This is a genomic window from Micromonospora sp. KC207, from assembly GCF_004348615.1.
Lineage (GTDB): Bacteria > Actinomycetota > Actinomycetes > Mycobacteriales > Micromonosporaceae > Micromonospora.
In genome coordinates this window covers 1-10,554 of the sequence record NZ_SMKJ01000253.1, presented here as the reverse complement: position 1 = coordinate 10,554, position 10,554 = coordinate 1, and the positions used below count along the sequence as shown (strand labels likewise).

Here is a 10,554-nt window from a genome sequence, read left to right as displayed (position 1 = left end):
GGAGTACCTGCGTCGCCGGGGGGTCCGGGCGATGCCCCCGGACGCCGCTCTCGCCGCCCTCGGGCGGATCCTGGACGCCGACGAGAGCGGGGTGACGATCTCCGACACGCACTGGGGCCGGTTCGCGTCCGGCTTCGCCGCCGCGCGTCCCGCCCCGCTGCTGGCCGAGCTGCCGACCGTCGACGACGATCCGGCGCACCGAGCGGGGCCCGCGCCCCGACCGGCCCCGGCGGCCATCGACCGTGCCGGGCTGCTGGTGCTGGTCCGCGCCGAGGCCGCCGAGGTGCTGGGGCACGACGGGATCGACGACGTACCGGCCGACGCGGAGTTCGCCGCCCTCGGCTTCGACTCGCTCGCCGCCGTCCAGCTACGTCGCCGGCTCGGCGAGGCCACCGGCCTGAGCCTCCCGGCCCCGGTCCTGTTCGACCACGGCACCCCCGACGCGCTCGCGGCGCACCTGCACGGCCTGCTCACCGACGCGGCGGGCGGAACATCCGCGCCGGTCGCCGCAAGCGCCCTGGTCGAGATGTACCGGCGGGCCGTCGGCACCGGCCGCGCCGCCGAGGCGGTGGAGGTTCTCGGCACCGTCGCCACGTTCCGGCCGGTGTTCCGGGCCCCGGACGAGCTGGGCGGGCCACCGGCCCTCGTTCCGCTCGGCACCGGGGCGGGCGGGCCCCCGCTGATTTGCTGCGCGGGCACGGCCGCGGCGTCCGGCCCTCGGGAGTTCACGGCCTTCGCCGCCGCGCTGGCCGACCTCCGGGACGTCGCCGTGCTGCCGCAGACCGGCTTCCTGCCCGGCGAGCCGTTGCCCGCCGGGCTGGACGTCCTGCTCGACGTCCAGGCCGACGCCGTCCTGGCGCACTGCGCCGGGGGGCCCTTCGTTCTGGTCGGGCACTCCGCCGGGGCCAACATGGCGCACGCGCTGGCGCTGCGCCTGGAGGCGCGGGGGGCCGATCCCGCCGCGCTGGTGCTGATGGACATCTACACGCCCGCCGCGCCGGGGGCGATGGGGGTGTGGCGCGAGGAGATGCTGGCGTGGGTCGCCGAGCGGTCCGTCGTCCCGGTCGACGACACGCGGCTGACCGCGATGGGCGCCTACCATCGGCTGCTCCTGGGCTGGGCCCCCCGGCCGATCCGGGCACCCGTGCTGCACCTGTACGCCGGTGAGCCGGTGGGCGCCTGGCCCGATCCCCGGCAGGACTGGCGTTCGCGCTTCGACGGCGCGCACACCAGCGCCGAGGTGCCCGGCACCCACTTCTCGATGATGACCGAGCACGCCTCCGTCGCCGCCGCCACCGTGCACAAGTGGCTCGACGAGGTGTGCCCGCCCCGCGTTCCGTGACCCGTACGCCGGTTTCGTCCCTCCCGGCGACCCCGACGACAAAAGGAGAGCGCATGACCACAGTCCCGCCCGACGGGGACCCCGCGACCTGGGCCCGACGGCTGCAACTGACCCGCGCCGCGCAGTGGTTCGCAGGGAACCACGGCGACCCGTACGCGCTGATCCTGCGAGCGGAAACCGACGACCCGACACCGTACGAGCGGCAGGTGGCAGCCCAGCCGCTGTTTCGCAGCGAGCAGTTGGACACCTGGGTGACCGGGGACGCCGCGTTGGCCCGGGAGGTGCTGACCGACGACCGGTTCGGCTGGCTGACCCGGGCCGGGCAGCGGCCCGCCGAGCGGACCCTGCCGCTGGCCGGCACGGCACTGGACCATGGGCCGGAGGCCCGACGCCGGCTGGACGCGTTGACCGCGCCCGGCGGGCCGGTCCTGCGGGCCGACGCCGAGGGGGCGCGCGCCCGGGTCGAGGAGACCACCGCGGCCCTGCTCGACGGGCTCGGCGAGCGGTTCGACCTCGCCGTCCTCGCCCGGCGGCTGGTCGCGTCGGTGTTGGCGGACCTGCTCGGGGTGCCCGCCGCCCGGCGGGGCCGCTTCACCGAGGCGCTCGCCGCCGCCGGCCGTACGCTGGACAGCCGGCTGTGCCCGCAGACCGTGGCGAACGCCCTGGCCACCGTCGCCGCCACCGCCGAGCTGACCGGCCTGCTGGGCGAGGTGCCGCCCGTGACCCCGCCGCCGGTTCGGCCCGGCCCGGCCACGCCGTCCGCCGCCGGCGAGGCCGCGCCCGAGGGCGGTTCGGGCGTCGCGCCCGACGCCGGGCCGGGCGTCGCAGCCGACGGTCCGGCGTCGGCCGATGACCGGCTGGCCGCCGCGCTGGCGCTGGCGGTCGGCACGGCCGAACCGGCGACCACCCTGCTCTGCAACGCGGTCCGTGCGCTGCTGGACCGCCCCGGCCAGTGGGCCCTGCTCCGCGAGGGCCCCGGACGGGCCGCCGTCGTCGTCGAGGAGACCTTGCGCTGCTTCCCGCCGGTGCGCCTGGAGAGTCGCGTCGTGCAGCAGGACGTCATCCTGGCCGGGCAGTTCCTCCCGGCGGACAGCCACTTGGTCGTGCTGGTCGCCATGGCGAACCGGGGCCCGCGCGCGGTGACCGACCCGGACCGGGACGGGTTCCACCCCGGCGGGTCGCGCGCCCCGGCCCTCGGCATGACGGGTGTGCCGCAGCTCGCCGGTGCCGGGTCGCTGATCAGGCTCGTCGTCACCACCGCCCTGCGGACCCTCGGTGAGGCGGTCCCCGCGCTCCGTCCGGCGTCCGGTGGCGTCCGGTGGCGACGCTCGCCCGTCCTGCTCGGCCACGCCCGCTTCCCGGTCACCCGGGCGGGAGACGGCGGGCACCGGTCCGACGACCGCCCGGCGACGGAGGAGGCGGCCCGATGCGCGTCCTGATCACGTCCTTCGCGCACAACACCCACTACTACGGCCTGGTGCCGTTGGCCTGGGCGCTGCGCGCGGCCGGCCACGAGGTACGGGTGGCGAGCCAGCCCGCGCTCACCGACACCATCGTGCAGTCCGGGCTGACCGCGGTGCCGGTCGGCGACGACCAGGCGATCATCGACCTGCTCACCGAGGTCGGCGGCGACCTGATGCCTTACCAACGGGGACTGGACTTCACCGAGACCCGTCCCGAGGTGCTGACCTGGGAATACCTGCTCGGGCAGCAGACCATGCTCGCCGCGCTGTGCTTCGCGCCGCTCAACGGCGACTCCACGATGGACGACATGGTGGCCCTGGCCCGGTCCTGGCAGCCCGACCTGGTGATCTGGGAGCCGTTCACCTACTCCGGGCCGGTCGCGGCGCGGGTCGTCGGGGCGACGCACGCCCGGCTGCTCTGGGGGCCGGACGTGGTCGGCAACGCCCGGCGGCTGTTCACCGAGAGCCTGGCGCGGCGGCCGGCCGAGCAGCGCGAGGACCCGATGGCCGAGTGGCTGCGCTGCACCCTGCAACGGTACGGCTGCCAGCTCGGCGACGACGAGATGGAGGACATGGTCACCGGCGAATGGACCATCGATCCCACCGCGGGTAGCACCCGACTTCCCGTCCCGGGTCGCCGGGTGGCCATGCGGTACACGCCGTACAACAGCCCCTCGGTGGTGCCGGAGTGGGTGGCCAAGGCCGACCGGACCCGGGTCTGCCTCACCCTCGGCGTGTCGAGCCGGGAGACGTTCGGCAAGGACGTGGTTTCGTTCCAGGAGCTGCTCGGCGCCCTCAGTGACCTCGACGTCGAGATCGTCGCGACGCTCAGCGACGCCCAGCGCGAGGACCTGGGCGTCCTGCCGGACAACGTCCGGGTGTGTGAGTTCGTGCCGCTGGACGTGCTGCTGCCGACCTGCGCCGCGATCATCCACCACGGCGGGGCGGGCACCTGGTCGACGGCCATGCTCTACGGCGTACCGCAGATCATGATCGCGTCGCTGTGGGACGCCCCGCTCAAGGCGCAGCAGGCGGAGCGACTCGGCGCGGGGATCTCGATCCCGCCGGAGCAGCTCGACGGCCCGACGCTGCGGGCGGCGGTCGCCCGGATCCTCGACGACCCGTCGATCACCGCCGCCGCCCGGCGACAGCGCGACGAGCTGCGCGCCGCGCCGTCGCCGGCGGAGGTCGCCCGCATCCTGGAACGCCTCGTCGAGGACGACCGGTCCGGCCGGACGGCCGGAACCGCCACCGACCACCTCTGGAAGGACTGATGTCCATGATGTACGCCGACGCCATCGCCGAGGTCTACGACCTGGTCTACCAGGGCAAGGGCAAGGACTACGCGGCGGAGGCAGCGGAGCTGGAGGCGCTGGTGCGGGCCCGCCGGCCGCACGCCCGGACGCTGCTGGACGTGGCCTGCGGCACGGGGCTGCACCTGCGACACCTGGCCGGCCTCTTCGACGACGTGGGCGGCATCGAGCTGGCACCGGACATGCTGAGCATCGCCCAGCAGCGAAATCCCGGCGCGGCCCTGCACCTCGGCGACATGCGGACCTTCGACCTGGGGCACCGCTACGACGTCATCACCTGCATGTTCAGCTCGGTGGGCCACCTGACCACGACGGCCGAGCTGGACGCGACGCTGGCCCGGTTCGCCGCACACCTGTCCCCCGGGGGCGTGGCGATCGTCGAGCCGTGGTGGTTCCCGGAGACCTTCACCCCCGGGTACGTGGGCGCGAGCCTGGTGGAGGTCGACGGCCGCACCATCTCCCGGGTCTCCCACTCGGTACGCGAGGGCGGCGCGACCCGGATCATCGTGCACTACCTCGTGGCCAGCCCCGACGGGGGGATCCGGCATTTCGACGAGAGCCACCTGATCACCCTGTTCGAACGGTCCGACTACGAACGTGCCTTCGCCCGGGCGGGCTTCGCCACGGAGTACCTGACGCCCGGCCCGTCCGGCCGCGGCCTGTTCGTGGGCGTCCATCCCTGACGACCCGCCCCGCCCCCCGACCTGCACCACCGACCCGCTGGAGGAACTGGTGCCAGACACACCCGAGTTGAACCGCATACTCGACGCGATCCTCGCCCAGGAGCCCGACGCGCGGGAGTTGGCGGCCCTGCCGCTGCCCTGCTCCTACCGGGCCGTGACGGTGCACAAGGACGAGACCGAGATGTTCGCGGGCCTTCCCCGCCGGGAGAAGGACCCACGCAAGTCGCTGCACACCGAGGAGGTGCCGGTCCCCGAGCTGGGCCCCGGGGAGGCCCTCGTCGCGGTCCTGGCCAGCTCGGTCAACTACAACACGGTCTGGTCGTCGCTGTTCGAGCCGTTGCCCACCTTCGGGTTCCTGGAGCGCTACGGTCGGCTCTCCGAGCTGGCCCGCCGGCACGACCTGCCGTACCACGTCCTCGGCTCCGACCTGGCCGGCGTGGTGCTGCGGGTCGGGCCCGGCGTGAACCGCTGGTGCCCGGGTGACGAGGTCGTGGCGCACTGCCTCTCCGTGGAGCTGGAGTCCGCCGACGGCCACAGCGACACCATGCTCGACCCGGAGCAGCGGATCTGGGGCTTCGAGACCAACTTCGGCGGCCTGGCCGAGATCGCGTTGGTCAAGGCGAACCAGCTGATGCCCAAGCCCGCCCACCTGACCTGGGAGGAGGCCGCCGCGCCGGGACTGGTCAACTCCACCGCCTACCGCCAGTTGGTCTCCGGCAACGGGGCCCGGATGAAGCAGGGCGACAACGTCCTCGTCTGGGGAGCCAGCGGCGGCCTCGGCGCGTTCGCCACCCAGCTGGTGCTGGCCGGTGGGGCAAATCCCGTCTGCGTGGTCTCCAGCCCGCAGAAGGCCGAGATCTGCCGCCGGATGGGCGCCGAGGCCGTCATCGACCGGGCCGCGGAGGGCTACCGCTTCTGGTCTGACGAGCACACCCAGAACCCCCGGGAGTGGAAGCGGTTCGGCAAGCACATCCGGGAGTTGACCGGCGGCGAGGACGTCGACATCGTCTTCGAGCATCCCGGCCGGGAGACGTTCGGCGCTTCGGTCTACGTCACCCGTAAGGGAGGCACCGTGGCCACCTGCGCCTCGACGAGCGGCTTCGAGCACGTCTACGACAACCGTTACCTGTGGATGTCCCTGAAGCGCATCGTCGGCACGCACTTCGCCAACTACCGGGAGGCGTGGGAGGCCAACCGGCTGGTGGTCAAGGGCAAGATCCACCCGACGCTGTCGCGCTGCTACCCGCTGGAGGAGGTCGGCCAGGCGGTCTACGACGTCCATCACAACCTGCACCAGGGGAAGGTCGGCGTGCTCGCGCTAGCGCCCCAGGAGGGCCTCGGGGTCCGGAACCCGGAGCTGCGGGAACGCCACCTCGCGGCAATCAACCGCTTCCGGGCACCGGACTGACGAGCCGCCCGTGACGCCCTCGGGCAAGGCACCCGATCAGGGGCGAGTCGGGTGTTGTCGGGCGGAAAAATTTCACTCCGAGTAGTTGCAGGGTCTGCCGTTACTGTAAACGTATCGATGGCCTTGTACCGCCATCGAGCCCCCTGGATCATCTATTCGTTGTGTGCGAGGTGGTTGGACGCATGACTGGCACCGGCATTCCACTGCGGGACCATGAACTCCGGTTCTTCGAACTCCTGGCCAGGGAGGCGCCCCTGCCGCAGTACGAGGAACTGGTGCACCAGGCGCACCGCGACGGCGTGGACCAGGCCACGCTGGACCGGGTGATGATCGCGAAGCGGCTCGCGCTGGAGCTGCGAGAGGTCGTCGGGAGGCGGTGTCAGCGGCAGGCGGAGCTGGCCGCCCTCGTCGACACCGCCCGTGACCTCGCCGGGGCCACGAACCTGGAGGCCGGGCTGCAACTGGTGGTGCGGCGGACCCAGCTGCTGCTCGCGATGGACGTGGCGTTCGTCAGCCTGGTTGACGACGCGGCCGGCGACTCCTACGTCGCCTCGACCGTCGGGGCGGCCACCGCGCTGACCAGCGGCTACCGGCTGCCCTGGCGCGACGGGCTGATCGTGCCCGCCGCGGCCCGCGAGCCGCTCTCCTGGACGGCGGACTACCTCGCCGACGAGCGCCTCGAACGACACCCGGCCGTGGACGGACTGGTCCGGGCGGAGGGGCTGCACGCGGTGCTGTCGGTGGTCCTGAGCGTCGACGGCCGGCACCTCGGCAACCTGCACGTCGGCCACCGGCAGATCCGTCACTTCGCCCCGGACGAGGTCGCGTCGCTGCGCCTGCTGGCCGAACTCGCGGCGACCGCCGTAGAGCGGATCCGGCTGCTCGACGACACGTGGGCCGAACTCAAGCAGGCTCAGCAGGAAGCGGCCAAGGCCCGGGCCGAGCTGAACGCGGTCCGCATGGCCGACAGCCTCCACCCCGAACTCATCCAGCTCCTCCTCGACGGCGGCGAACTCGACGACCTGGTGGGCAGCGCGGTGCGGCGACTGGGCGGTGCCCTGCACGTCCGGGACCGGGCCAACGGTGTGCTGGCGGCGGCCGGTGACGTCCCTGCCCCGAACGAGCGGGAACTGGCCCGGGTACGGCTGAACGCCCACGCCACCGGTCGGCCCGTCCGGCTGACCACCGGCTCCTGGGTGGTGCCCCTGGCGGCCCGCGCCGGTGACCTCGGCTGTGTGCTGTTCCACGCCGACGAGACGTCCGACCACGAGCGGGTGGCGGCCCTGTCCGCGGTCGCCCAGATCGTGGCGCTGCTGATGACCCGCAACGGCGCTGCCTACGGCCAGCCGGGCGACGGGCTCCTGGAGGACCTGCTCGGCCCGTGGCCGGACGTGGACCGCGGCGGGAAGCGCCGCCGGCGGACACCCGTCGAGCTCGACCGCCCCTACGTCGTCGTGGTCGCCCGCCCCGAGGGCACCGCCCCGCCCCGGGTGTTCGAACGGGCGGTCTCCGTAGCCCAGGGCCTGGACGGCATGAAGGTCATCCGGGACGGCCACGCGGTGCTGCTGCTCCCTGGCGACGACCCGGGTGCCCGGGCCCGGGACGTCTCGCGCGAGCTGGGTGGGCTGCTCGGCCTGCCGGTCACGGCCGGCGGCGCCGGGCCGGTGCGCACCACCGACTCGGTCAACCGCACCTACCAGGAGGCGGCCCGCTGCGTCGACGCCCTGAGCGCGCTGGATGCGAAGGGGCGGGCGGCCTGCTCGCGGGACCTGGGCTTCCTCGGCCTGCTGGTCGCCGGCGGCCACGACGTGACCGGGTTCGTCGACCGGGTCATCGGGCCCGTGCTGAACTATGACGCGCGCCGGCTCACGAACCTCAGGGAGACCCTGCAGACCTACTTCGACTCGGCGGGCAGCCGCACGCGGGCGGCGGAGATGCTGCACCTGCATCCGAACACCGTGTCCCGCCGGCTGGACCGCATCACCCAACTGCTCGGCCGGGACTGGCAGCAGCCGGACCGGGCCCTGGACACGCAGATCGCCCTGCGCCTGCACCGGATCCGTGGCCTGCTCCGCCAGGAGCGGGGCTCCCCGGCGCCGGGCCCGTCGCAGGAGCCGGACCAGCCCGGACGGCCTACCCGGCGCCGTCGCCCAGCATCCGCAGGGCGTGTGCCACGGACGCCAGGGTGACGTGCCGGTGCCAGCCCTGATATGACCGGCCCTCGAAGTCCTGGATGCCGACATCGAGGCTGACGTAGGAGAAGTCGGTCTCGACCCGCCGGGTGAGCTTGCTCAACCGCAGCAGCGGGCCGTACCCGGCGTCGGTCATATTGGTCAGCCACACCTGCTGTACGCCGCGCTCGTACGTCTGCCACTTGCCGAGCAGCGTCAGGGGTAGCCCGAGCGCGGCGGCGCGTGCCGTCGCCGGCGGGGCCGGTGCGGACTGACCGGGTGGGCGGGAACCGGGCAGACCCGGCCAGTACACCTGCAGCGGTGCGACCAGACTGGTCCGCCGGGCGCCGGGGCTGGCCGGGTCGATCCACTCCACCGGGCGGCGCTGTGCACGGGCCAGGCCCAGCAGGTGCTCGGCGGGGGCCGCGGCGACCCGGCTCCCGCGCGGGCCGGACCCGGCGGCCAGTAGGGTGCAGCCGCCGTTGATCCGCAGCAGGAAGGGCAGACCCGCCGTGGTGAAAGCCTCGATCAGCGGGGGCAGCGCCGAGTGCCGGGCGTCCATCACCACCGGGCGGGGACCGATCCCCCAGGCCGCGGCCTTCAGCACCGCCTGCACCGCCGCGCCGTCGCCGGTCGTGCCGTCCTCGTCCTCCGGGACGTTCGCGCGGGCCCCGTTTTCCTGGAGCCAGCCCTTGCCGATGGACAGCTGCCAGTTGACCGGCGCGGCGGCGGCCTCCGAGGCCAGCCAGAGGCCGTAGCTCTGCTGGCTGTTGACCGTCTCGCCCAGCGCGGGCACGTACCGGCGTTCCACGCCGATCGAGTGCCGGCCGGTCTTCGGCACCAGCATCGACCGCACCACCCAGGCCCGGGGCGACAGCATCCGGTCCAGGTGGCCGGCGAGCGCGGCGCGGACGGCCGCCCAGTCCCAGGTGGAGCAACTAATGAAGTGGTGCATGCTTTGCGCCGCCGCCGGCTCGTCGGCGATGCCGGCCAGGTTGCGCATGGTCTTGCGGCCGGGGGCGGTCAGCAGGCCCCGGACGTACAGCTCGCCCTTGCGGCGCTGGTCGGCGCGGGGCAGCGAGGCCAGCAGGGCGGCACAGACCCGGGACACGGTGTCCAGATCGGGCCTTCCCGCAGTCACCTTCTCTCGGATGTCGAGCATCGGCACCATCACTCCCCTTGGCGGTGGGACGATGTGCTGACCACGCAGATCCGGCCCCCGTCCCACCATCGCCCGCGACGCCTGCCTTGCCCAGGTGCGTCGAGAACACACTTGGCGACGGTGGCGATCCCGCACCCACCGTGGCCCGGCCGGCGCACGCCCCAAGCGGCCGGGCGCGGGCCGAAGACCCGGTGACGCCCACACACATCGCGGCTGCGGTCGCAGCGAAGTGTGTGACCGGCGAACCTCGCTTCCCGCGCCGCTCTCCGGAAGCCTTCTTAGGAGATCGGCATTCTTCCGGCGAACTGATGGGCGTCGGTCGAATCGGATCTTGCGGCCCGCCCGGTCCTGTCCGTGACACCAGGCGACCATCCGACCCGCGAAGGACCCAGATGAGCTCCGCAGCGCACCATCCCCCGCACCCGGCGAAGGCCGACGCCCTGATGGACAACGCCGACGTCGGGGCTGGTGCCGGTGCCGAGGCGGACGGTCCGGTGCTCGACCGGGCCGCCCTGCGGCGGGTCGCCGGCCTGTCGACCGAGAGGGCCGACGTCACCGAGGTCGAGTACCGACAGTTACGGCTGGAACGCGCGGTCCTGGTCGGCGTCTGGACCACAGGCACCGCCGACGAGGCCGAACGCTCCCTCAACGAGCTGGCGGCCCTCGCCGAGACCGCGGGGGCCGTGGTGCTCGACGGGGTGATCCAGCGCCGCGACCGGCCCGACCCGGCGACGTACATCGGCTCCGGCAAGGCCCGGGAGCTGCGGGACATCGTCCGGGACGCGGGGGCCGACACGGTGATCTGCGACGGCGAGCTGAGCCCTGCCCAACTCGTACGCCTCGAAGAGGTCGTCGACGCCAAGGTGGTGGACCGCACCGCACTGATCCTCGACATCTTCGCCCAGCACGCCACGTCCCGCGAGGGCAAGGCGCAGGTGGCCCTGGCGCAGATGCAGTACATGCTGCCGCGGCTGCGCGGCTGGGGTCAGTCGCTCTCCCGGCAGATGGGCGG

The 10,554-nt window shown here is 73.6% G+C and carries 7 protein-coding genes and 1 pseudogene; 7 read left to right on the top strand and 1 reads right to left on the bottom strand.

The window, feature by feature from the left end; translation table 11 throughout:
* The 6 genes from E1258_RS25295 to E1258_RS25270 form a co-directional block, all read left to right on the top strand.
* On the top strand, nt 1-1,342 hold a 1,342-nt coding region (locus E1258_RS25295), incomplete at its 5' end, for a thioesterase domain-containing protein (RefSeq protein ID WP_165949899.1).
* 53 nt (nt 1,343-1,395) lie between these two features.
* Nucleotides 1,396-2,781: a P450-derived glycosyltransferase activator gene (locus tag E1258_RS25290; protein ID WP_132405512.1), complete on the top strand. Its 1,386-nt coding sequence runs from the start codon at nt 1,396-1,398 to the stop codon at nt 2,779-2,781.
* A complete protein-coding gene (locus E1258_RS25285; RefSeq protein WP_132405510.1) occupies nt 2,769-4,079 on the top strand; it encodes an activator-dependent family glycosyltransferase in 1,311 nt (436 codons plus the stop codon). The genes E1258_RS25290 and E1258_RS25285 overlap by 13 nt, the downstream gene beginning before the upstream one ends.
* On the top strand, nt 4,079-4,801 hold the full coding sequence (locus tag E1258_RS25280) for a trans-aconitate 2-methyltransferase (protein ID WP_243715675.1): 723 nt from the start codon (nt 4,079-4,081) through the stop codon (nt 4,799-4,801). Before E1258_RS25285 ends, E1258_RS25280 begins: the two co-directional genes overlap by 1 nt.
* A 67-nt stretch (nt 4,802-4,868) precedes the next feature.
* Nucleotides 4,869-6,209 carry a crotonyl-CoA carboxylase/reductase gene (gene ccrA / locus E1258_RS25275; RefSeq protein ID WP_132405514.1) on the top strand — a complete coding sequence of 447 codons (1,341 nt, stop codon included), beginning with the start codon at nt 4,869-4,871 and terminating at the stop codon, nt 6,207-6,209.
* Between the two features lie 182 nt (nt 6,210-6,391).
* Nucleotides 6,392-8,398 (top strand): helix-turn-helix domain-containing protein, encoded by a 2,007-nt coding sequence (locus E1258_RS25270; protein ID WP_132405508.1) that lies wholly within the window; start codon nt 6,392-6,394, stop codon nt 8,396-8,398.
* On the opposite strand, the gene E1258_RS25265 is transcribed toward E1258_RS25270, so the two are convergent.
* The gene (locus E1258_RS25265; protein ID WP_165949898.1) at nt 8,343-9,542 is read right to left on the bottom strand and encodes a transposase; all 1,200 of its coding nucleotides are present in this window, start codon (nt 9,540-9,542) and stop codon (nt 8,343-8,345) included. The genes E1258_RS25270 and E1258_RS25265 overlap by 56 nt on opposite strands.
* Before the next feature lie 443 nt (nt 9,543-9,985).
* Here E1258_RS25265 and E1258_RS25260 point away from each other — a divergent pair.
* Nucleotides 9,986-10,554: pseudogene (locus tag E1258_RS25260) on the top strand (GTPase HflX); the annotation flags it as partial.

Excerpts from the sequence above, each read along its gene's own strand:
- E1258_RS25290 (WP_132405512.1), top strand. The coding sequence starts at position 1,396 with ATGACCACAGTCCCGCCCGACGGGGACCCCGCGACCTGGGCCCGACGG.
- E1258_RS25285 (WP_132405510.1), top strand. The coding sequence starts at position 2,769 with ATGCGCGTCCTGATCACGTCCTTCGCGCACAACACCCACTACTACGGC.
- E1258_RS25280 (WP_243715675.1), top strand. The coding sequence starts at position 4,079 with ATGTCCATGATGTACGCCGACGCCATCGCCGAGGTCTACGACCTGGTC.
- E1258_RS25265 (WP_165949898.1), bottom strand. The coding sequence starts at position 9,542 with ATGCTCGACATCCGAGAGAAGGTGACTGCGGGAAGGCCCGATCTGGAC.
- E1258_RS25270 (WP_132405508.1), top strand. The coding sequence starts at position 6,392 with ATGACTGGCACCGGCATTCCACTGCGGGACCATGAACTCCGGTTCTTC.